This is a genomic window from Streptomyces sp. NPDC057900 (genome assembly GCF_042887885.1).
In the GTDB taxonomy this organism is placed as follows: domain Bacteria; phylum Actinomycetota; class Actinomycetes; order Streptomycetales; family Streptomycetaceae; genus Streptomyces.
The window spans coordinates 22,591-43,309 of record NZ_JBHVOI010000004.1; the positions used below are offsets into that span (position 1 = coordinate 22,591).

General features: G+C 69.3%; 22 protein-coding genes. 13 read left to right on the plus strand and 9 right to left on the minus strand.

Going from position 1 to position 20,719, the window contains the following annotated elements; translation table 11 throughout:
- Positions 1 to 4 precede the first annotated feature (4 nt).
- Complete coding sequence (locus ACFVQ0_RS17600) at positions 5 to 1,126, minus strand: adenosylhomocysteinase (protein WP_390088935.1); 1,122 nt, start codon at positions 1,124 to 1,126, stop codon at positions 5 to 7.
- Between the two features lie 185 nt (positions 1,127 to 1,311).
- Between ACFVQ0_RS17600 and ACFVQ0_RS17605 the strand changes: the two genes are divergently transcribed.
- From ACFVQ0_RS17605 to ACFVQ0_RS17615, 3 genes are read left to right on the plus strand one after another with little or no spacing between them, the layout of a single operon-like run.
- On the plus strand, positions 1,312 to 2,451 hold the full coding sequence (locus ACFVQ0_RS17605) for a helix-turn-helix domain-containing protein (RefSeq protein ID WP_390088936.1): 1,140 nt from the start codon (positions 1,312 to 1,314) through the stop codon (positions 2,449 to 2,451).
- On the plus strand, positions 2,388 to 3,044 hold the full coding sequence (locus tag ACFVQ0_RS17610) for a YdcF family protein (protein WP_390088938.1): 657 nt from the start codon (positions 2,388 to 2,390) through the stop codon (positions 3,042 to 3,044). The genes ACFVQ0_RS17605 and ACFVQ0_RS17610 overlap by 64 nt, the downstream gene beginning before the upstream one ends.
- The gene (locus tag ACFVQ0_RS17615) at positions 2,980 to 3,804 is read left to right on the plus strand and encodes a WbqC family protein (RefSeq protein WP_390088940.1); all 825 of its coding nucleotides are present in this window, start codon (positions 2,980 to 2,982) and stop codon (positions 3,802 to 3,804) included. Before ACFVQ0_RS17610 ends, ACFVQ0_RS17615 begins: the two co-directional genes overlap by 65 nt.
- Here ACFVQ0_RS17615 and ACFVQ0_RS17620 read toward each other — a convergent pair.
- Genes ACFVQ0_RS17620 through ACFVQ0_RS17630 form a run of 3 tightly spaced genes read right to left on the minus strand, consistent with a single transcriptional unit; the run spans position 3,770 to position 5,659 of the window.
- The gene (locus tag ACFVQ0_RS17620) at positions 3,770 to 4,561 is read right to left on the minus strand and encodes a DUF4253 domain-containing protein (protein ID WP_390088942.1); all 792 of its coding nucleotides are present in this window, start codon (positions 4,559 to 4,561) and stop codon (positions 3,770 to 3,772) included. The genes ACFVQ0_RS17615 and ACFVQ0_RS17620 overlap by 35 nt on opposite strands.
- Before the next feature lie 37 nt (positions 4,562 to 4,598).
- A complete protein-coding gene (locus ACFVQ0_RS17625; RefSeq protein WP_390088944.1) occupies positions 4,599 to 4,838 on the minus strand; it encodes a DUF397 domain-containing protein in 240 nt (79 codons plus the stop codon).
- Complete coding sequence (locus tag ACFVQ0_RS17630; RefSeq protein ID WP_390088946.1) at positions 4,835 to 5,659, minus strand: helix-turn-helix domain-containing protein; 825 nt, start codon at positions 5,657 to 5,659, stop codon at positions 4,835 to 4,837. The genes ACFVQ0_RS17625 and ACFVQ0_RS17630 overlap by 4 nt, the downstream gene beginning before the upstream one ends.
- 112 nt (positions 5,660 to 5,771) lie before the next feature.
- Between ACFVQ0_RS17630 and ACFVQ0_RS17635 the strand changes: the two genes are divergently transcribed.
- The 4 genes from ACFVQ0_RS17635 to ACFVQ0_RS17650 all read left to right on the plus strand — a co-directional run bounded on the left by ACFVQ0_RS17635 (position 5,772) and on the right by ACFVQ0_RS17650 (position 8,606).
- Entirely contained in the window at positions 5,772 to 6,176 is a 405-nt protein-coding gene (locus ACFVQ0_RS17635; protein ID WP_390088947.1) for an ATP-binding protein, read from the plus strand.
- Between the two features lie 142 nt (positions 6,177 to 6,318).
- Entirely contained in the window at positions 6,319 to 6,930 is a 612-nt protein-coding gene (locus ACFVQ0_RS17640) for a DUF6232 family protein (RefSeq protein WP_390088949.1), read from the plus strand.
- Positions 6,927 to 7,274, plus strand: coding sequence for a DUF5955 family protein (locus ACFVQ0_RS17645; protein ID WP_390088951.1), 348 nt, complete (start codon positions 6,927 to 6,929; stop codon positions 7,272 to 7,274). Before ACFVQ0_RS17640 ends, ACFVQ0_RS17645 begins: the two co-directional genes overlap by 4 nt.
- Before the next feature lie 111 nt (positions 7,275 to 7,385).
- Positions 7,386 to 8,606 (plus strand): phosphatidylserine/phosphatidylglycerophosphate/cardiolipin synthase family protein, encoded by a 1,221-nt coding sequence (locus ACFVQ0_RS17650; RefSeq protein ID WP_390088952.1) that lies wholly within the window; start codon positions 7,386 to 7,388, stop codon positions 8,604 to 8,606.
- Positions 8,607 to 8,637: 31 nt separating this feature from the next.
- Here ACFVQ0_RS17650 and ACFVQ0_RS17655 read toward each other — a convergent pair whose 3' ends face one another.
- On the minus strand, positions 8,638 to 9,054 hold the full coding sequence (locus tag ACFVQ0_RS17655; protein ID WP_390088954.1) for an ATP-binding protein: 417 nt from the start codon (positions 9,052 to 9,054) through the stop codon (positions 8,638 to 8,640).
- Positions 9,055 to 9,226: 172 nt separating this feature from the next.
- Here ACFVQ0_RS17655 and ACFVQ0_RS17660 point away from each other — a divergent pair, with 172 nt between their 5' ends.
- Positions 9,227 to 9,655 carry a hypothetical protein gene (locus ACFVQ0_RS17660; protein WP_390088956.1) on the plus strand — a complete coding sequence of 143 codons (429 nt, stop codon included), beginning with the start codon at positions 9,227 to 9,229 and terminating at the stop codon, positions 9,653 to 9,655.
- A gap of 268 nt (positions 9,656 to 9,923) precedes the next feature.
- Complete coding sequence (locus tag ACFVQ0_RS17665; protein ID WP_390088958.1) at positions 9,924 to 10,244, plus strand: hypothetical protein; 321 nt, start codon at positions 9,924 to 9,926, stop codon at positions 10,242 to 10,244.
- A gap of 109 nt (positions 10,245 to 10,353) precedes the next feature.
- On the opposite strand, the gene argS is transcribed toward ACFVQ0_RS17665, so the two are convergent.
- On the minus strand, positions 10,354 to 12,135 hold the full coding sequence (gene argS, locus ACFVQ0_RS17670; protein ID WP_390088960.1) for an arginine--tRNA ligase: 1,782 nt from the start codon (positions 12,133 to 12,135) through the stop codon (positions 10,354 to 10,356).
- 135 nt (positions 12,136 to 12,270) lie between these two features.
- Between argS and lysS the strand changes: the two genes are divergently transcribed.
- Complete coding sequence (lysS, locus tag ACFVQ0_RS17675) at positions 12,271 to 14,028, plus strand: lysine--tRNA ligase (protein WP_390089789.1); 1,758 nt, start codon at positions 12,271 to 12,273, stop codon at positions 14,026 to 14,028.
- A gap of 66 nt (positions 14,029 to 14,094) precedes the next feature.
- Here the strand turns inward: lysS and ACFVQ0_RS17680 are convergent, their stop codons facing one another.
- Positions 14,095 to 15,039 carry an ACP S-malonyltransferase gene (locus ACFVQ0_RS17680; RefSeq protein ID WP_390088962.1) on the minus strand — a complete coding sequence of 315 codons (945 nt, stop codon included), beginning with the start codon at positions 15,037 to 15,039 and terminating at the stop codon, positions 14,095 to 14,097.
- Positions 15,040 to 15,376: 337 nt separating this feature from the next.
- On the minus strand, positions 15,377 to 16,426 hold the full coding sequence (locus ACFVQ0_RS17685; protein ID WP_390088964.1) for a UbiA family prenyltransferase: 1,050 nt from the start codon (positions 16,424 to 16,426) through the stop codon (positions 15,377 to 15,379).
- Between the two features lie 278 nt (positions 16,427 to 16,704).
- On the opposite strand from ACFVQ0_RS17685, the gene ACFVQ0_RS17690 reads away from it, so the two are divergent.
- The 3 genes from ACFVQ0_RS17690 (at position 16,705) to ACFVQ0_RS17700 (ending at position 19,284) form a co-directional block, all read left to right on the plus strand.
- The gene (locus tag ACFVQ0_RS17690; RefSeq protein ID WP_390088966.1) at positions 16,705 to 17,421 is read left to right on the plus strand and encodes a 4'-phosphopantetheinyl transferase family protein; all 717 of its coding nucleotides are present in this window, start codon (positions 16,705 to 16,707) and stop codon (positions 17,419 to 17,421) included.
- Between the two features lie 203 nt (positions 17,422 to 17,624).
- Positions 17,625 to 18,626: a sensor histidine kinase gene (locus tag ACFVQ0_RS17695; protein ID WP_390088968.1), complete on the plus strand. Its 1,002-nt coding sequence runs from the start codon at positions 17,625 to 17,627 to the stop codon at positions 18,624 to 18,626.
- Positions 18,610 to 19,284 carry a response regulator gene (locus ACFVQ0_RS17700; protein ID WP_371632875.1) on the plus strand — a complete coding sequence of 225 codons (675 nt, stop codon included), beginning with the start codon at positions 18,610 to 18,612 and terminating at the stop codon, positions 19,282 to 19,284. Before ACFVQ0_RS17695 ends, ACFVQ0_RS17700 begins: the two co-directional genes overlap by 17 nt.
- A gap of 22 nt (positions 19,285 to 19,306) precedes the next feature.
- Here ACFVQ0_RS17700 and ACFVQ0_RS17705 read toward each other — a convergent pair whose 3' ends face one another.
- Positions 19,307 to 20,707: a PLP-dependent aminotransferase family protein gene (locus ACFVQ0_RS17705; RefSeq protein WP_390088970.1), complete on the minus strand. Its 1,401-nt coding sequence runs from the start codon at positions 20,705 to 20,707 to the stop codon at positions 19,307 to 19,309.
- Positions 20,708 to 20,719: the final 12 nt, after the last annotated feature.

Below are 20,719 nucleotides of genomic sequence, written 5' to 3' on the forward strand. Positions count from 1 at the left end.
TCTGTCACCTGTTGAAGTAGGAGAGCCAGGTCGTCGCGATCGCGGCGCGGTCGTATGCGGGGATCTCGTGGAGTCCAGGAGCGAGGTGCTGGTCGGTGAGCAGTCTGATCGCTGCGAGGATCTCCGCCTGAACGAGGAAGATGAACGGTCCAACGCTGGCGCCGTGCAGGAAGTTGACGGCGTTCCCGCCGTTCGCCAGATAGAAGTAATGGCCGGTGGTCCGGTAGCGGGTGACGTGGTCGCCGACGGCTGTCCGGGTGTATACCTCCGGCAGGGAGTCAAGTTCCAGTTCGTCTTCGCTGCTCGTCACGGTGGCTACGTACGCCCCGTTGCGAAGGTGTCCGAAGTCCTCCCCGCGCAATGAGACCGCACCGGTCGCGCAGAGGACGAGGCCGGCTCCGGTCAGGGCGGCCTCGCGGTCCCGCGCGACGGCGAAGCCCTGAGAGAGCGCCTGTGTGCGTCGTACGGGATCGATGTCGAAGACGGTCACGTGCACGCCCTTCGCCTGGAGCAGCCGCGCGATGGAACTGCCCAGCTTGCCGAACCCGATGACCAGCGAGGGCCGGCCGTGGAGGATGTCGCCCCGGCCGCGCATCACCGCCTCGGTGGAAAAGACGACCGACTGACCGACGAGGTAGTCCTCGGGGTCCTTCAGCGGTGAGCGAGCTACCGAGACGACCGGGCAGGGGAGTTTGTCCAGCGCGGCATACCGGCGGTGTCCGTTCTCGGTGTCCTCGACGACACCGGTGATCTCCCCGGAGAACCGCTCGTGGAGATGGGCGAGAACGGGTGCGAAGTAACCGCCGACATCCAGCAGAACCGTGCGCTCACCCCCAGCACGGGATTCGATGTAGTCGAGCGCGGAGTCCGGGTCGTTGAAGAGATCGCGCGAGAGGGCGTCGACGGTGACGGACCGCTCGACGTCACGCCGCGCTGCCGCGTCGATCGACTTGGGCTTGGGCAGTACGGCACGCACATCACTGAGGGACGCCACCGCGCGGACGAAGCTGGGGCGTTCGGCCAGGAGGTGGGTGATCAGGAAGGCGGTGGTGCGTTCCCGGGGCAGGAAATGAGCGGCGATCTTCGTGAAGTAAGCGTCCAGTCTGGCGCGCTCGAAGGACTCCATGGCAGTTCTCCTTTCTCGTTCTCGGATATGGGTTCCATCGCAGGCCGTCTCGTGAGCGGTGGCTGGTCCGTCGAGCCTGTCGTGAGCAGCGTCCTGTTCCAAGGGCCGCCTGTCGCACTTTCGTGGCACTTTCGTCCCCTGCCGTCGGTCGGCGTGCTTGCATGAGAGCAGGAGAGGAGGGGCCCGTGGCGACCGTGCACCACTGGACCGGCTTGGAAGCCAGAGCACTGCGGCTTGCCCTCCGGATGAGTGTCCGGACCTTCGCGGCTCATCTCGGCGTAGGCACCCGGACGGTCTCGAAGTGGGAGAAGCTCCTCTCCTCCACCGCGCCGAGGCAAGACACCCAGGCCATCCTGGACACCGCGCTGGCGCGCGCGGAGGGCGCCGTGCACCTTCGCTTCGAGACCAACCTCTCCGAGGCTGGAAGACCTGGTGCCAGTTCCGTCCGGCGGGTCACCGCTAGCGGCCCTCAAGCTTGGGAGTACGAGACTTGGGCCGACGACCTGGAACGAGCCGCAGTCTGCCTGAGCCGCCAGGACTTCAGCTTCGCCGGATCCCTCCTGGGCCGGTGGCTGCGGTGTACTCCCCGAGAGCTCGACGAGAAGGGGCGGTATCTCTACGCCCGGTCCCTGACGCTGGCCGGGGACAGGCGGCGCCTGGAAGGCAGCATGCAGGATCTGCTCACCGCGACATCCCTGTACCGGGACGCACACGGCATGTTCATGGAACTCGGTATTCCGCGCCGGGCGGCTCAGATTCAGTTGACACTCGCCGTGGTCGCGGAGATGTCAGGACGGCTGTCGGCCGCGGCCTCCCGGTATGAGGACCTCACCAGCGACGAGCGGCTGAGTGCTCGCGATCGTGCGCGGGCCCGGCTCTGGATCGGTACGGCACTGGCCAAGCAGGGACATGCCGAGCCGGCGATCGCCCTCATGCGTTCGGCCGCAGAAGACTTTCACGATCTCGCGGAACCCGAGGAGTGGGCAGTATCGCAGCAGAAGCTGGCCCTGGCTCACCGGGGCGTCGGCGACCTCACCCGTGCTCTGTGTTTCATGGACACAGCGCGCTCGGTCGGCCGCCCCAACTCACCTTTGGAACACGTTCAGATTGACACCGCGCGGGCGCACATTCTGCTCTCCGACCCCGCCACCGCCGACGAGGGGCGGGCGATCCTGGTTGGGGCCGCCAACATGGCTGGGAAGTATGGGCTCAAGCACCAGTTGCGCAGCATCGAAACCATCCGCGACACCGAGGAGTACGCATGGCCCCGATCAACGACGCGGACCGGGACGACGCTCGCACGCTATGGGACTTCAACACATTGAATCAGCGCGCCCGTCCTGTCTCCGCCGCTGTCGCCCTGGGCGGCTGCGACATCGGGGTCGTCACCGCGGTGGCCACGCTCTACCGTGCGCGCCTCTTTCCGACGGTGGTCTTCACAGGGGCCGTGACCGAGGCCACGTTGGGGCGCTTCCCCCGGGGCGAAGCCGTCCATTTCCGAGAAGAGGCTCTAGCCCTCGGCGTGCCGGATGAGGCGATCCTCCTGGAACCGCGCGCGACCAACACCGGGCAGAACATCACCTTTGCCCGCACTGTACTGGAGGAGGCCGGGAAGCACGTGGACTCGGTGTTGCTGGTCTGTATGCCCTACATGCAGCGCCGGGCGTACGCCACGTGTCGCAGGCAGTGGCCGGAGGTGGAGGTCGTCTGCGTATCCGAGACGGTGTCCTTCGACGAGTACGCCAAGTATCAGGAGGACGAAGCAGCGTTCGTCGCCATGATGGTGGGCGACACGCAACGCGTCATGGAGTACCCGCAACGGGGCTTCGCCATCGAGCAGGAGGTGCCGGAGCGTGTCCACGACGCCTTCGAGCGACTGTCAAAGCGCGGCTACGACGCCTGGCTCCTCCGCGACTGACCCCGAGTGCTCCGCGACGCCGGAGGCAACGCGCTGCGCCATCCATCAGCCCAATCTCTTCCCCCGACTCTCCACGTTGGCGAAGCTGTACTCGGCAGACTGCTGGGTCGTGCTCGACGACGTGCAGTTCGCCCGGCGGGACTTCCAGCACCGAGCCCGTCTCGCGACACTGGAGGAACCGGCACAGCGGCAGTGGCTCACTCTCGCGACCCACCTGCCGCACGGACGGCAGAGCCGTATCAATGAAGCCCTGATCGTGGACCCAGGGCTCAGTCGCAAAAGAGTGGACCTGCTGCTGCGGCAGTACTACGGCCGGAGCCAGTACTGGCCCACGCTCTCTTCCGTGATCACACCCGTCCTGGAACTCATGGCGGTCTCCGACCGCACGGCGGTGATCGCGGAAGCCTCCACCCGACTGCTGCTCGAACTGCTCGGCTGGCGCGGCTCCGTCGTCCACAGCAGCGCTCACCCCGCACGCGCCGGCCGCTCACAGAGGCTCGCAGACCTGGCCAGGGCGGTCGGTGCTGACACGTACCTCTGCGGAACCGGTGGCGCTCGCTACCTATGCTCCGACCCCTTTGACGCGTACGGCATAGACATTGACCTCTTCCGCGCTCCGACCGGTGAAGGCGCCTGGACAGGAGCACGGGAGAACAGCGCTCTGTGGGCACTGGCGACGTACGGCCCTCAGCACCTCGCGGGTCTTCTACGCGATCATCGAGGGTTCAGTCCCACCAGAACGCCCACGTCTCCTGTTTGAGGAGCGCCTTCTCCGCGTAGGCCTGGAGAGTGTTGAGCGTCGACTGCTGGATGTTGTCCGGGCAGAACGCGAAGTGCTCGGCCGCCAGTGCCTCGGCCTCTGCGGGGGTGGTCGGCGGGCGGCTCACGGAGACGACCATCGTGTCGAAGCCGAGCACCACGACCCTGGCCCCGAAGCGGTCCTCCCAGGAGCGCAGCACCGCGCAGAGCCGGGCCACGTCGTTCTCGTGGTTGAGCGGTCCCGACCAGCCGATCGCCGCCGGTATGTCCGCGCTGCGCCGTGCGGGCACCAGCCCCGCCCGCATTCCGGCCGGTGAGAAGCCCATCCCGGTCAGCTGGTCCGCGATCTCGGCCGCCAGTCCGTCCGGGGTGTCGGGGCCCGCCTCGGCCGGCACGGGAGCCAGGCCCGGCCAGTCGGCCGGTGCGTCGTTCAACTCGTCCTCGGCGTACGCCTCCCACGCCTCGCTCAGTACGTCCTCGGCGTCGTGATCCCCGGCGTACGTCGTCCGCGCCGGGGCCAGGTCCCAGCGCTCGGGCCACTGGGTGCGCATCCCGCCGTCGATCAGTACCGGCAGCAGCCCGACGGGCCGCCCCGCCGCACGTATCGCGGCCCACGATCCGGGGGACGCGGACTCGTCCCCGTACCAGAGCAGGGGTTCGGTCCACGTGCCGTCGACCGTGTCGTCGACGAGTCTGCCGGGCGGGAGTTCCAGCCCGGCAGCGGCCGGGGAGCGCAGAGGGTTCGGGAGCGTTGCCATGCCGAAACCCTAGGCGCCCCCACTGACAGTCAACCCGTCAGTTACCTACGTGCCCGGTGAACGCCGCCCAGGCGGTCGGCGCGACGGTGAGCGCGGGGCCCTCGGGGTTCTTGGAGTCGCGGACGTGCACGGCGAGGGGGTGAGCGGCTACCTCGACGCAGGCTCCGCCCTGTTCGCTGCTGTAGCTGGACTTCCTCCAGTCGTAGGCGACTTCGAGGCATTCGCCGCCCTCGCTGCCGCTGTAGCTGGACTTGAACCACGTGTATGCGGTGCTCATAATTCTCCTAGCAGCCGGTGCAGCAGGCGCTTCGTGTCCTCGGTGTTGAGAGCCTGCGTCCGCAGCATCGCATATTTGCGTTCCAGGATGCTTACTTCATCTGGCGAGGAGATGAGCTGGCTGCCGCGCTGCGTCTCGGTGTATCCGAGGCGTTGATGCTCAGGAGTTTCGAGCAGGATGAACGGACCGGACAGCCCTGCGTGTGTCTGCCGTCCCAGAGGCATCACCTGGATCGCGACTCCGGGGATGTCGGCGCATGCGAGCAGGTGGCGCAACGTCTCGGCGTATACGTCGTCGCCGCCGAGGCGGTCGATCAGGACGGCCTCCGAGATGATGAAGGATGTGGTCGGAGGCTCGCTGCGATGCAAGATCTCCCGGCGCTCCATCCTCGCGGCGACGCGCTGGTTGATCTCCTCCTCACTCAGCGCTGGTACGTCGGTGCGGAACACCGCCCGCGCATAGTTCTCCGTCTGGAGCAGACCGGGCAGTACCTGGTTCTCGAACCACGACAGCGCCAGCGCCGTCCGTTCCAGATCCATGTACTGCTCGGCCCACGCCGGGATCAGGTCGACCTCCGGCATGTACTCCAGGGCCGTGCTCAGCGCTCCCTTCGTCTCCAGGACGTCGTCCAGGAGGCAGGCCAGCGGTGGGAGGAGGGCGCGGCGGCCCTGTTCGATGGAGGCGATGGTTTCCGGCTGGGTGTTGGAGCGGTCGGCCAGTTGGCGTTGCGTCATTCCTGCCGCTTTGCGGAAATGAGCTACCAGCGCTCCTACGAGCTTCATTGCCGACGCGTTCTTGCGCTGCCGATTCCTGGGGTGCATGCGGCCCCACTCCCCACTCTCGTCCGTACTTCACGCATGATCGGCCCGTACAAGAAAGGTGTACGGGTGCGCGCAGGGCGACAGCCTAGTCACAGAGTGTGACTCTTGTCTCATGAACGAGACGATGCAACTCGTGCTCCTGCGCGAGCGGTTCTACCGGCGCGAGCGCCGATCGGTGCGGGCGGCGCGGGAGTTCGTGCGGGCCGCCGCCGATGACTGGGGGTACGGGGCGCGGGCCGACGACGTACTGCTGTGCGTGAGCGAGCTGGCGACCAACTCCCTGGTGCACGGGGTGCCGCCGGGGCGTGGGTACCTGGTGCGGTTGCTGCTTCAGGAGTCGGGGCGGCTGCTGCGGGTGGAGGTGCACGACAGTGGGGACGGTACGCCCGTGGCACGGGAGCCCGCCGGGGAGTCGGGGCGGGGGCTGCTCATCGTGGCGGCGTACTCCGACGGGTGGGGGGTGGGGGAGCGCAGCCCCGGCAAGGTGGTCTGGTGCCAGTTCCGCAGGGAGGCGTGAGCCGTGAGCCGGGGCGGTGGCGGCGGCGCGATTTCGCCAACTGCTCTGCTCGGGAGCATATTTGAATGATTTTGGCTTGCGTTGATCGAGGGTGCGGCGCTTAATGGTCCTTCGCGCCGAGCGGATCATTCAAGGGGGAGCCATGGAGCCACCGGCCGTACCGCCGCGCCCCATGGGCGCGCCTCCGCCGCCGCTCGCGCACGCGGTGGATCTCCGGGTCAGCAAGCGGCTGCTGTGGGTCGGGCCGGCCGCGTACCCGCTGGAGAACATCGCCCGGGTGTTCACCTTCGTGCTGCGCCCGCGCCGCAAGGAGGCCATCGCGCTCTTCTGCAAGCGCGTGGCGCTGACGCTCGCGCTGGCGGTCGGTATGACCGTGCTCATCCTGCTCGTGGACACGGTGGCGTCCATCGGGCGGGACGAGAGCAGCGGGGGCCCGTTCATCACCATCGTCTGGCTCGGTACGGTCGGCGCGCTGATCTACTACCTGCTCGAACTGACGAAGGTGCTCTCCGCGCCCTCCTACTTTGTGCTGGCCGTCGAGACGTCGGGGCCGTCCACGGCGATGGTGACCAGCCATGACCCGGCGCATCTGATCGAGCTCGTGGGCCGGATCGCGTACGCGATCGACCATCCGGAGGCCGAGTTCACCGTGCGGGTGGAGGGCGTCAGCGTCAGTCCCCAGATCTATCACTTCGGGGACAACGTCAACATGTACGGCGGAACCGGGAACGTGGGGATAGCGAATTCATCATGAGCGGCGACAACGTCAACATGTACGGCGGCTCGGGCAACACGGGCATCCAGAACAACAACTTCGCCGCGCCCGCCGCCGATTCCGGTTCTCCCGAGTTGCAGGAGGCGGTACGGGAGCTGCTGCGGCTGGTCGGTGAGCTGCGGGCGCAGCTGCCGCCCGTCAGCGCCCGCGCGCTCGACGACAATCTGCCCGCCCTCACCGGTGGGGCCGACACGGCGCAGGCGCCGGAGGAGCGGCACCGCGCGCTGCTGGCGGTTGCCGGGATCGCGGCCACCGTGTCGACGGTCGGGGAGCCGGTGGTGGAGGCGGTCCGGAAGGTGCTCGGGCTCCTGGGTGCTGTCTGACCCGTCACATGGGTACGAACGCTTGAACGACACGGTCACGGGAAGGTGAGCGGGGTTGCTTCCGCGGGGAGCGGCAGCACGGAACCCAGTGACGACCGCCGGAGGCGACGTATGACCAGCACCGTGGACAGCAGACCGGAGCGCGTCGGTCCCGAGGAGCAGGAGACCGATCTCCTCACCGGACGTGCGCTCAGGCTGCGGCGGCGGTTGGAACGGCTCATCGGGATCGCCGCGACCGAGGGGAACGAGCTGGTCCCGCTCCGCAACGGGGACGCGATCTTCGCCGCGATGCTGGAGAGCATCCGGAGCGCCGAACACACCGTGGACATGATGACCTTCGTCTACTGGCGCGGCGACATAGCCGGGGAGTTCGCCCGGACGCTGGCGGACCGGGCCCGCGCCGGGGTCAGGGTCCGGCTGCTGCTGGACGGGTTCGGCAGCCGGCTGATCGAGAAGGACCAGCTCGCGGCGATGGAGGCGGCGGGTGTCCAGGTGGCGTGGTTCCGCAAGCCGCTCTACCTCTCGCCGCTGAAGCAGAACCACCGGTGCCACCGCAAGGTCCTCGTGGTCGACGAGGAGACCGCGTTCACCGGGGGCGTCGGCATCGCGGAGGAGTGGTGCGGGGACGCCCGTAACGAGAACGAGTGGCGCGACACCCACGTACAGGTGCGCGGACCGGCCGTGGACGGGCTGGCGGCGGCGTTCGCGCAGAACTGGGCCGAGTGCCACGAGGAGCTGTTCGACGAGCGCGACCGGTTCATGCGGACGCGGTCGCGCGGGGAGTCGGTCGTCCAGGTCGTGCGCGGTTCGGCCAGCTTCGGCTGGCAGGACATGCAGACGCTGATCCGCGTCGTACTGGAATCCGCCGAGGAGCGGGTGCGGCTCACCACGGCCTACTTCGCGCCCGACGCGTACTTCGTGGAGCTGCTCTGTGCCGCCGCGCGGCGCGGGGTGGAGGTGGAGATCCTGCTGCCGGGGCCGCACACCGACAAGCGGGTCTGCCAGCTGGCCGGACAGCTCCACTACGAGGACCTCACCGCCTGCGGAGTGAAGATCTTCCAGTACCAGCCGACGATGATCCACACCAAGGCCATCACCGTCGACCGCGTCGCGTCGCTGATCGGCTCGACCAACTTCAACCGGCGCTCGTTGGACCACGACGAGGAAGTGATGCTCGCGGTGATGGACAGCGCGTTCACCGCGACCCTCGACGGCCACTTCGATCAGGATCTGGAGTCCAGTGTCCTGATCAAGGGCGGCCGGTGGAAGCGGCGGTCGGTCGTGCAGCGGATCCGGGAGGCGTCGGTCGTGCCGTTCCGCCGCTTCCTGTAGAGCCGCTCGCCGAGCCGGTCAGCGGGACAGCTCAGCGGGCCAGCGTCGCCAGGATGGTCTTCCCCTGGGTTCCGTGCCGGTGGACGGTGACGCTGCTGGCCAGCCGGAGGACCATCGGCCAGCCGAAACCGCCTGCCTGGCCGGTCAGGTCCGGGACGCGGCACTGCGGATGCGCGGGGCTGGGGTCGACGACCCGGACGTGCAGGGCGCCGTGGTCGGCCCCGAACGAGAGGGCGGTGACGCCTCCGGCGTACCGGATCGCGTTCGTCACCAGCTCCGAGACGAGCAGCACCAGGTTCTGGACGGCACGGGCGGACGGCGCCGGGCTCAGCCGTGCGACAAAGGCGGCGGCGGCCGCGCGGGCCTCCGAGGCGCGCAGTGGCGGAGGCGCGGGTTCCGAGCGGACTTCCTCTGCGGAGAACGTGGGCGCGATACCTTGGTCGGTCATGTGGATTCACCCCTGAGGAACGTGGCGCGGTGGCCGGTCCTCGCTGCGTGTACCCGGGACGGTGCCGGATATACGGGATTGGGCCGTACGGGTGGCCGTTTGTTCCGAGGCGTGCGGCGGTCTTCCCGGGGCAGATGAGCGGGACCAGACAGTGCTGCGAAGGGAAAAACCCATGAACGAGTCCGTCGATCTCGCACCGGACTCGACCGCGGTGATCACCGAGGCGGTGCCCGATCTCCAGCTCCAGCTGCTGATCCAGCTCCTCGACCGGGAGACACGCTCCGGTCTGCCGCTCACGCTGACCATCCCGGCCGGGGTGCTGCACGGTGACGTGATCGGGCACGAGGCCTGGAAGGCCGAGTGGTCCAGGAGTCTGCGGCAGGTCGAGGGTGAGGGCGCCAACCTCATCGCGGCGTTCCCCGAGACGGTGGACCAGGGCATCCAGGAGCTCCGCGGCGGCGAGGACAGCCGGCAGCTGCCCCGGTGGATCCATCTGCGTGACGCCACGCTCGTCTTCGGCGGTACGGCTCCGCTGCGGCTGCCGCTGTGGCGCGGGCGGCTGTCCGACGTGTCCGGGTGGGCGCTCGGCCGGCCCGAGTAGTACGGCTACGCGCCCGGTGGTACGGCAGTGGTGACTCCGTGCCGCGAGTGCGCCGTCCTCGAATGACTGTCCGTAATCGATTTTCGGCTGACCGCCCGTCACTCCTTCTGTGTGTCAGGGGCTTCAGCGCGCGATCGTGACGATGTCCCCGTCCGGGGCGGTATGACGGTTTCGGCCAGTTGGTCCGAGTGATCTGGTGGGCCGGTCCGGAAGTCGATCAGGCTGGATCGGACCGATCGCTTCTGCCCGATCCTCAGAGGAGTCGAACGTGCGTAGTCACCACCGCGTCGCAGCTGTCGCCGCATCCCTCGTGCTGGCCGGCGGGGGGCTGCTGGGCCTGGCCCCGGCCGCCGCCGCGGCCCCGGCCGGGCTCTCCTGCAGCACCCCCAAGCTCCTGACCGGGAGCGGGGGACACCACGGCGCCTCCGTCAGCTGTACGGGCGGGGCGTTCACCGAGTTCATCGACTGCTACAAGGCCGGATACGGCACGTACCGGCACTTCGGCAACCGCGCGGTGTCCGGCGGTACCTCCACCACCTGGTGCGACATCGGCGCCGACGTGACGAAGGTGGGGGTCTCGCCCTCCTGAGGCGGCGCCGTGCCGGGACCGTGCCCGGCACGGACGCACGCGAAGGGCCGCTGACAGCACTCCGGGTCAGGAGGTGTCAGCGGCCCCGTACGCCGGGAACGTGTGGTGCTCAGAGCCGCTCGGGGGTCCTGATGCCGAGCAGCGCCATGCCCCGGTGGAGCGTGCGGGCGGTGATGTCGCAGAGGAACAGCCGGTTCTCGACGACCTCGGCCGGGTTGTCCTTGCTCAGGACGTGGCACTGGTCGTAGAACGTCGTGTAGAGCGAGGCCAGCTGGTAGAGGTACGCGGCCAGCTTGTGCGGCTCGTAGCCCGCCGCCACCTCGGACAGCACCTCGCCGAACTGGTCCAGGTGCAGGCCGAGCGCGCGCTCGGCCGGGGCCAGCTCCAGCTCCGGATGCGCGACCGGCTTCGCCTCACCGGCGTTGCGCAGGATCGACCGGATACGCGCGTACGCGTACTGGAGGTAGACCGACGTGTCGCCGTGCAGCGCCACCATCTGGTCCAGGTCGAACTTGTAGTCCCGCACGGCGGAGGTCGACAGGTCGGCGTACTTCACGGCGCCGATGCCGACGTACCGGCCGTTCTCGACGATCTCCTCCTCGGACAGGCCGATCTTCTCGGCCTTCTCCCGGACCACGGCCGTCGCCCGCTCGACCGCCTCGTCGAGGAGGTCCTCCAGCTTGACCGTGACACCCTCACGGGTCTTGAACGGCTTGCCGTCCTTGCCGAGCACCGTGCCGAAGGCGAGCTGGTGCGCCTTCACGTCCTCGTTCAGCCAGCCCGCCCTGCGGGCCGTCTCGAAGACCATCTTGAAGTGCAGGGACTGCCGCACGTCCACCACGTACAGCAGGGCGTCCGCCTTGAGGTTCGTCACCCGGTCGCGGATCGCGGAGAGGTCGGTCGCCGCGTAGCCGTAGCCGCCGTTCGTCTTCTTGACGATCAGCGGGGTCGGGTTGCCGTCCGGGCCCTTGACGTCGTCGAAGAAGACGCAGAGCGCACCCTCGGAGCGGACGGCGACGCCCGTCTCCTCCAGGATCCGGCAGGTCTCCTCCAGCATGTCGTTGTAGCCGGACTCGCCGACGATGTCGGGGTCGGCGATCTCCATGTCGAGCTTGTCGAAGACCGAGTAGAAGTAGATCTTCGACTCGTCGACGAACCGCTGCCACATGGCGAGCGTCTCCGGCTCACCGGCCTGGAGCGCGACCACCCGGTCCCGCGAGCGGGCCTTGAACTCCTCGTCGGAGTCGAAGAGCGCCCGGGAGGCCTTGTACAGCCGGTTCAGGGACGACATGGCGGCCTCGCCGTCGGCCTGGCCCGCTTCGTCGTCCTTGTGGTCCAGCTCGTGCGGGTGCTCGATCAGGTACTGGATGAGCATGCCGAACTGGGTGCCCCAGTCACCGATGTGGTGACGCCGGACGACGGACTCGCCGGTGAACTCCAGGATCTTGACCATCGCGTCACCGATCACGGCGGACCGCAGGTGACCGACGTGCATCTCCTTGGCCACGTTCGGCTGGGCGTAGTCGATGACGGTGGTGCCCGCGGCGCTGTTGTACGGGACGCCGAGCCGGTCCTCGCTGTCCGCCGCACGGGCGGCGAGCGTCTCGGTGATCGCCCTGTCGGAGAGCGTGACGTTCAGGAAGCCGGGTCCGGAGACCTCGATGTCCTTGATCAGCTCGCTCGCCGGGAGGGCGGCCGTGACCTGGGCGGCCAGCTCGCGCGGGTTGCCCTTGAGCTTCTTGGCGAGGGCCAGGATGCCGTTGGCCTGGAAGTCGGCCCGGTCGCTTCGGCGCAGCAGCGGGTCCGCGGTACCGGCATCCGGCAGGGCTGCCGTCAGGGCGTCCGCCAGCTGCTGCTGGAGCGTGGAAGCGAGGGAATGGACCGAGGCCATGGGATGGCTGCCGTTTCCGTAGGAGTAACAAGGGATGGACCCAAGTATCCCACGGTGTGTAAAGCCGTTTTCGCGCTGTGGGTGGTACCTGGGAGAATGGCCCCTGCCCCTATGAGTCCTACAAGAGAGAAGGACGTGCCGACCGTGGCTCAGAGTCAGAGCAGCACCGAGACCGACTGGGTCTCCCGCTTCGCGGACGAGGTCATCGCCGAATCGGAGCGTCGTGCGCCTGGCAAACCGGTCGTCGTCGCCTCCGGCCTCTCCCCGTCGGGCCCGATCCACCTGGGCAACCTCCGCGAGGTCATGACCCCGCACCTGGTCGCCGACGAGATCCGCCGCCGCGGGTACACCGTCCGGCACCTGATCTCCTGGGACGACTACGACCGGTACCGCAAGGTGCCGAACGGCGTCCCGGGGATCGACGAGTCGTGGGCCGAGCACATCGGCAAGCCGCTGACCTCGGTGCCCGCCCCGGCCGGGTCCGCGTATCCGAACTGGGCCGAGCACTTCAAGGCCGCCATGCTGGCGTCGCTGGACGAGCTGGGCGTCGAGTACGACGGAATCAGCCAGACGGAGCAGTACCTGGCGGGGACGTACCGCGAGCAGATCCTGCACGCGATGCGGCACCGCGCCGACATCGACGCCGTCCTGGACCGCTACCGCACCAAGAAGGACGGGGCGGCGGGCGCCAAGGGCAAGAAGCCGCAGCAGAAGAAGGCCGACGAGGCCGAGCTGGAGGCAGAGGCGGGCTCCGGTGCCGCGAGCGAGGACGACGGCAGCGGCGGTTCGGCCGGCTACTTCCCGTACAAGCCCTACTGCGGCAACTGCGAGAAGGACCTGACCACGGTCACGTCGTACGACGACGAGAGCACCGAGCTGAACTACACCTGCTCGGCCTGCGGCTTCGCGGAGACGGTCCGGCTGAAGGAGTTCAACCGGGGCAAGCTGGTCTGGAAGGTCGACTGGCCGATGCGCTGGGCGTTCGAGGGCGTGATCTTCGAGCCGAGCGGCGTCGACCACTCCTCGCCCGGTTCCTCGTTCGTCGTCGGCGGCCAGATCGTCCGCGAGATCTTCGACGGCGTACAGCCGATCGGTCCGATGTACGCGTTCGTCGGGATCTCCGGCATGGCGAAGATGTCCTCCTCCAAGGGCGGGGTGCCGACCCCGGCCGACGCGCTGAAGATCATGGAGGCGCCGCTGCTGCGCTGGCTGTACGCGCGCCGCAGGCCCAACCAGTCCTTCAAGATCGCCTTCGACCAGGAGATCCAGCGGCTCTACGACGAGTGGGACTCGCTGGAGCGCAAGGTCGCCGACGGCTCCGTGCTGCCGGCCGACGCCGCGGCGCACGCCCGCGCGATCGGGACGGCCGCCGGTGAGCTGCCGCGCACCCCGCACCCGCTGCCATACCGCACCCTCGCCTCGGTCGCGGACATCACCGCAGGGGCCGAGGACCAGACGCTGCGCATCCTCAGCGAGCTGGACCCCTCGTCCCCGCTGACCTCGCTGGACGAGGCCAGGCCCCGGCTGGACCGGGCCGAGAACTGGATCACCACCCAGGTCCCGGCCGAGGCCCGCACCATCGTCCGGGACCAGCCGGACAAGGAGCTGCTCGGCTCGCTCGACGACGAGGGCCGCGCCTCGCTGCGGCTGCTGCTGGACGGGCTGGACTCGCACTGGTCGCTGGACGGGCTGACCACGCTCGTCTACGGCGTGCCGAAGACGCTGGCCGGGCTTGAGCCCGACGCCAAGCCGACGCCCGAGCTGAAGACCGCGCAGCGGTCGTTCTTCGCGCTGCTGTACCGGCTGCTGGTCAGCCGGGACACCGGGCCGCGCCTGCCCACGCTGCTGCTCGCGGTCGGGGCGGACCGGGTGCGGGGGCTGCTCGGCGGCTGACCCGACGACGACGCGAAGGGCCGCCGGCGGTTTCCGGCGGCCCTTCGCGTTGTCACTCCGTCGTTCTCAGACGGCCGGGGCGGCGGCCAGGGACTTCGTCGGGTCCGAGAACGTGTCGCGCGGTACCCGGGGGACGGTGGCCTTGGCCAGACCCGTCAGGGTCCGGCCGGGACCGATCTCCATGAGGCGGTCGCAGGCCAGCTCGGCGGTGAGCGTGTGGAGCGTGTCCGACCAGCGGACCGGTGCCGTGAGCTGGCGGCGCAGCAGCTCCGCCCAGTGCGGCCCGCCCCGGTAGGCGCGGGCGTCCACGTTGGCGACGACCGCGGAGTGGCCGGGCATGAAGCGGGCCGTGGCCAGGGCCGCCGTGAAGGGCTCGACCGCCCCGGCCATCAGCGGGGTGTGGAAGGCGCCGTCGACCGTCAGCGCCACCACCTTGACCGCCCCGGCCCGCTGCGCCGCCCGCGAGCAGCGCTCCACGTCGGCGGTCCGGCCCGCGACGACCGTCTGCTGCGGGGAGTTGAGGTTGGCCAGCCACACCTGCCCGCCCGTCGCGTGGATCTCGTCGACGAGCTCCTGGACCCGGTCGGTGTCCAGGCCGAGGACCGCGGCCATCGCGCCCTCGGTACGTTCGCAGGCCGCCCGCATCGCGTCGCCGCGCGCCATGATCAGGCGCACCGCGTCCTGCGGATCCAGGATTCCGGCGGCGACGAGCGCGGAGTACTCGCCCAGGCTGTGTCCGGCGCAGGCACCGGGGAAGGTGGCCAGCGGGTGCTGGCGGCGCAGTTCCGTCATGGCGACCAGCGCCAGGGTGAAGGTGGTCAGCTGGGCGTTGTCGGTGCGCCGCAGCGTCGCCGTGTCGGCGTCCAGCAGCAGGGTCTCGATGTCCCGGCCCGCGGCCTCGGAGACCTCCGCCACCACTGACCAGCCGGGGGTGTGGGTCCAGGGCAGGCCCATACCGGGACGCTGGGCTCCCTGGCCGGGGAATGTGAGTGCCAGTCGGGTGCTCGTCATCGTCTTCCGTCTCCTTCCTGCGGCCGGGGCGTGGTGCTGACACACGGTGAGGAGCGCGTTCCGCTCCGCCGTTACGCGAGTATTTCTCCACCGGCGTCAGCGACACTTTCATTCCCGGAGTCCGCGGTCCGGACCGCATTTTTGCGATCCGTTGCTTTCTCCGGTGATGAAATCACCTCAACCACCCCGTACAGCAGGTACGTTGCACTTGAGTGGTGGGTGAATGTGCCTTTGGAACGGGGGCGGTGTTCCTTTGTGTTTCCAGGGTGGGTACGGGCGTTGAGCCGAATGGCAGGGGCGGCCGCGAAGAGCCTCTGACCGGCGGAGACCGTGCCGGTCAGACGAGGGCCTGGGTGAGCAGCGCCAGATGCGCGGCGTGCTGCGTGACCATGAAGTAGCGGTACGGGCGCCGCCGTTGGTGGCGGCTGTCGGTGGCGCGGCCCGCGAGCGTCACGGCGGACAGCGCGAGCCCGCCCACCAGGACCACGCACGCGGTCGGCAGCTGTTCCGGGGCCCAGCGCAGCGCTCCGGCGGTGAAGCCGCCGCCGACGGCGCAGGCGCCCAGCGCGACCAGGACGCGGGTGCGGCGTTCGCCCAGCGCGACCGCCCATGTCCGGCGGCCCGCCGCGGCGTCGCCCGCGATGTCGGAGAAGTCCTTTGCCACCGCCCCGACCAGCGCCATCCACAGGGACATGGCGAGGGCCGTCAGGAGCAGGGCCGGGGACTGGGGCTGGACGCCGAGGGTGAGCGGACCGGCGGCGTAGGTGAGCAGCCCGGACACGAACACCACGGCCATCACGGACGGAGTCCGGTTCTTCCAGGCGGTGCGCGGCGAGGAGTAGGCGTGCCCGAGGAGCAGCATGGCCGCGCAGAGCACCAGCGTGCCGAGGCCGGCGGCCGCGGCGGACAGCAGTGCGGCGGCGGCGGAGCAGCGTGCCACGTTCAGCGCGGTACCGCGGGACAGCCGGCCGCTCGCTATCGGCCGGGCCGAGCCGTTGACCCGGTCCTCCCGGTAGTCCATGCACCCGTTGTAGAGGTACGTGTAGAAGATGGCGCCGAACCATGCCGCGGAACCGAATACCGCCTGGAGTACGGAGCGGCCGCTGATCTCCGGGACCGATGCGATCGCCAGGGCTGTTCCGGCGAAATAGCGGAGCTGAAATGCCGCCAGGACGGCGGGGCGCGATTCCTCGAAGCAGAGCCGAAGAATCCGGGAAGTCCGAGCGATCCGACTGGTTCGAGTAATTCGAGGAGTCCGAGGATTTCGAGGAATTCCGTGCTTCGGGCCGCTGGGTGCAGTCACAGGCAGTGGCCGTATCGTCGCCGTAGGCATGTCCAGGAGCCTAGGCATTAGCGGTCCGCCCTGACTGTTCCGCAAATGAGCCATGGCTACCACTAAAGAGGCACGCAAGACCGGTTGGTCGGATTCCGAATAATCCCAGGTCCCGCACCCCGCGCCCGGTGTCCCGTTCGTCCCGGCCGTTCTCCCCGTCCGGGAGGCGGCTGCGCCCTTCTGGTACGCCGGACCACCGCCGAAGTGGACCCCCCGCCCGCCCCGCCCCAGCGCTTCGCTGGTGAGCAGGCGGGCGCCGTCCTTTCCGGCACCCCGCTTCCCGTAACGGGCCGTTGGCAGCCCTGGTCCATTTCCGACCCCGGGAAGCCGACATGCATACCCCTACGCCCCTGTCCCTGAGTCCGGCTCGCGCGCTCCTCGCGCCGGACGAGATCCATGTCTGGTCCGTCTCCCTGGACCGGGTCCCGCCCGATGGCGCGGACACGGTCCTCGACCTGGCCGAACGCGCCCGTGCGGCGCGGATCCGGCACCCCGTGGCGCAGTGGCGCTACCGCCGCGCGCATCTCGCCCTGCGCGCCGTGCTCGCCGGATATCTCGGCGTCCCTCCGGAGCTGCCGCGCTTCACCCGGCGCTGCCCGGAGCCGGAGGTGTGCGGCGACTGCGGCCGCGGCCGGCCGGTGCTCGTGGACGGGCCCTGGCCGGACCTCGGGTTCAGCCTGTCGCACTCCGGGGCGGCCGCCCTGGTGGGTGTGACGGGGCCGCCGGGTCCGGTCGGGGTGGACGTCGAGCGGGTCCGCCCGGTGTTCGACTGGCGGCGGGTGCCGGAGGTGGGAAAAAAAGACCGGATAAACGGATTCCGAATGTGGACGGCGATTGAAGCTGTGGGCAAAGCCGCCGGAACCGGACTCCGGACCCCGGTCTCCGTCGGTGAGCCGGGAACGGACGGGCTGCGTCGCGCGCGCCGTTCCGGCGATCCGGTCGAGTGGTACGTACACGCTGTGGACTGCCCCGATGGATACGTCGGATCCGTCGCCACTGCGATGCCCGGGGCCGAAGTAAGCGCATTCTCATGGCCGCCGGAAGACTGAGTCCGGGATGTGGGACGGGAGGAGCCGTGTTGACATGCCGTAACCGTACGATGATGATCCGAGGGTCGGTTTCTGGTGAGGGTGGGGGCTCTTTAATGATGCATTCAGGTTTTATTGAATCCGACACAGCCGAACAACTTCTGGCTCGGACTCCGGAATTACTGTCCGACTACCGGAGCCGGCTCGAAGAGATCAAAAGCCCCTTGGTCGCGACTGACGGCGCGTGGCATACGTGCGCGCTGCAGGCCGAGCGGATCATCCGGGACTGCGCGGACAGCCTGCAGCACGGCCGGGCCGACGTGCGGGACACGCTGATCCAGCAGGTCGCGGGGCTGGGGGTGCAGCGCGCCACCCAGGGCATCGACGCCGTGCACTCCATCCGGGCCGGGCTGCTCCTCTTCGACATCGTCTTCGACGCGCTCGGCAAGGCCATGGTGAACTCGCCCTCCGCGTTCGACGGGTTCCAGGCCGGGGTGCGCACCCTGCAACGGGGGATCGGCAGGCGGCTGGAGGCCGGCGCGCTGGGGCACGACACCTACCTGCTGAACACCGTGCGCGAGGTCAACGCCGCCACCCAGCGGCAGCTGGCCCGCGAGATCCACGACCACCTGGGCAACCACGTCAGCCTGGCCCTGCGCCGGATCGAACTGCACGAACTGACCTGGGAGTCCAGACCCGACGAGGTCGCCGCCCGCATCGGCTCCGTCAAGGACACCCTCACCGAGTCGCTCGGGATCATCCGCGACCTGGTCACCCAGCTGCGCCGGGCCGACCGCGAGGGCACCCTGGAGTCCGCGTTCACCGCGTTCCTGGAGTCGATGGAGATCACCCCCTCCAAGGTGCGCATCCAGGTCAACGGCAGCGAGGAGTGGGCCCCGCAGGACGTCCTCGACGAGGTGTTCCTCGTAGTGCGGGAGTGCCTGCGCAACTCACTGGCCCACGCGGAGGCCGAGCACGTGCTCGCGGCGATCGACATCGCCCCGTACAAACTGCAGGCCCTGATCGAGGACGACGGCCGGGGGTTCGACGTCTCGGCGGTCGCTGTCGCGGGCAAGGCCAACGGCATCGCCTCCGCCACCGAACGGGTCGAACTCCTGGGCGGGACCATCCTGTTCACCAGCGCTCCCGATGCCGTCGGCACCCGGGTCACGATCACGATCCCCCTGATGGACCTCCCAGGTGATTCCGTTGAACGCGCGACCTGAACTGATCCGCATCCTCGCGGCCGACGACCACACCCTGCTGCGCACCGCGCTGGCCGAACTGCTCAACGCGGAGGACGACCTCCAGGTCGTGGCGGAGGCGAGCAGCGGGCGGGGCCTCGTCGAGCTGGTGGAGCGCCACCAGCCGCACGTGGTGCTGCTCGACGTGGAGATGCCGGACCACCACCCCAGGGCGGCCGTACGCGGGCTCCTGGAGCGTTTCCCGAGCCTGCGCATCATCATCCTGACGATGTATGACGACCAGCCGCTCGTGCACGAACTGCTCCAGCTGGGCGCCCGGGGCTATCTGCACAAGAGCGTGTCGCGCGCGGCGCTGCTCAGCGCGGTGCGCAACGCGGCGCGGGAGGACGACCAGATCACCATCCTGGTGCCGCGCTCGGGCTACACATCGGGCGGGTACCAGTCCCAGGAGCAGGACGCCGGACCGGTCTCGCCGCGCGAGCGCGAGGTGCTGACGTGCGTCGCGGAGGCCATGAGCAACCGGCAGATCGCGGCCCGGCTCGGCATCACAGAAGGCACCGTCAAGCGTCATCTGCGCAACATCTTCGACAAGTTGGAAGCTGTCTCGCGCATCGACGCGGTGAACAAGGCGCTGGCCCAGAAGCTGATCGCCGCCCCGCGCGGCCGATCGATGCGCTGAGGTCCCGTAGTCTCAGCCGCTTTCAGCCGCGCGCGGCCTCGCGGTAGGACGCGCCGATCGCCTCGATGGCGTCCGAGATGCCGGTGAGGGGCAGCGAGCCGTACCCCAGGAGCAGCCCCGGCGCGCCGGGCATCCCGCTGAACCGGAACTGCCGGCCGCTGCGGACCAGGACCGAGCGGCGCTGGGCGCCGTGCACCACGGCCGCCTCGTCGGTGCCCGGGGGCAGTACGGCGTAGCTGTGCAGTCCGGCCGCGCAGCCGATGAGCCGGGCCTCCGGCAGGGACTCGTGGACCGCCGCCGCCAGTGCCTCGCGGCGGGAGCGGTAGCGGGAGCGGACCCGGCGCAGGTGCCGGTCCAGCAGTCCGCTGCGCATCAGCTCGGCGAAGGCCAGCTGGGTGAGGGTGTCGGAGCCCTGGTCCTGGCGGGAGCGGACCCGTTCCATCAGGGGGTACAGCTTCGGGGGTATCGCCAGCCAGCCCAGCCGCAGTCCCGGCACCAGCACCTTGCTGGTGGTGCCCGCGTACACCACCCGCTCCGGGTCGCCCTCCTGGAGCGCGGTGGGCCTGGCCCCCCGGTCGAACCAGAACTCGCCGTCGTAGTCGTCCTCGATGATCCAGCCGTCCCGCGCCCGCGCCCAGGCCAGCAGCTGCTGCCTGCGCTCCGGCGACATCATCACCCCGGTCGGGAACTGGTGCGCGGGGGTGACCAGGACCGCGCGGGCGCCCGTGCGCTCCAGCGCCTCGACGATCAGGCCCTCTTCGTCCACCGGCACCCCCACCGGGGTGATCCCGGTGTCCAGGATGAACCGGCGCTGTCCGTTGTGCCCCGGCTCCTCGATGGCCAGCTCATGGATGCCGAGCCGCTGGAAGGAGTCGGCCAGCAGCGCGAGGCCCTGGGCGAATCCCGCGGTGACCATCACCTGCCCCGGCTCCGTGTGCACCGAGCGCACCCGGCCCAGATAGGCGGAGAGTTCATTGCGCAACTCCGCGATCCCGGCGACCGGCGGGTAGTCCATGCCTTCCCGGCCGACATTCTGGAGCACCTTCGTATAGGAGTTGAGCCACTCCTGGCGCGGGAAATTCGAGAGGTTCGCGATCCCTACCCGCAGGTCCCAGCGGGCACTTGTCGCCGGACGGGAATCCAGCAGCGAGGTGTCGCCGGCGCTCTCGGGCAGTTTCCGCGCGACGAGGGTGCCGGAGCCGCGGACCGCGTCGAGGTATCCCTCGGCGATCAGCTGCTCGTACGCCTCGACCACCACACTGCGCGAAAGCCCCAGGTCCAGGGCGAGTTGACGGCTCGAAGGCAATCGTGATCCGGGGTGCAGAACCCGGTCCTCGACCCGGCTCTTGATGGCGTTCTGCAGTTGCGCGGTGAGCGGTACAGCCGAGTCTCGGTCCACTTGGACCGACAGGTACCAGGCCATCTGGTCTGCTCC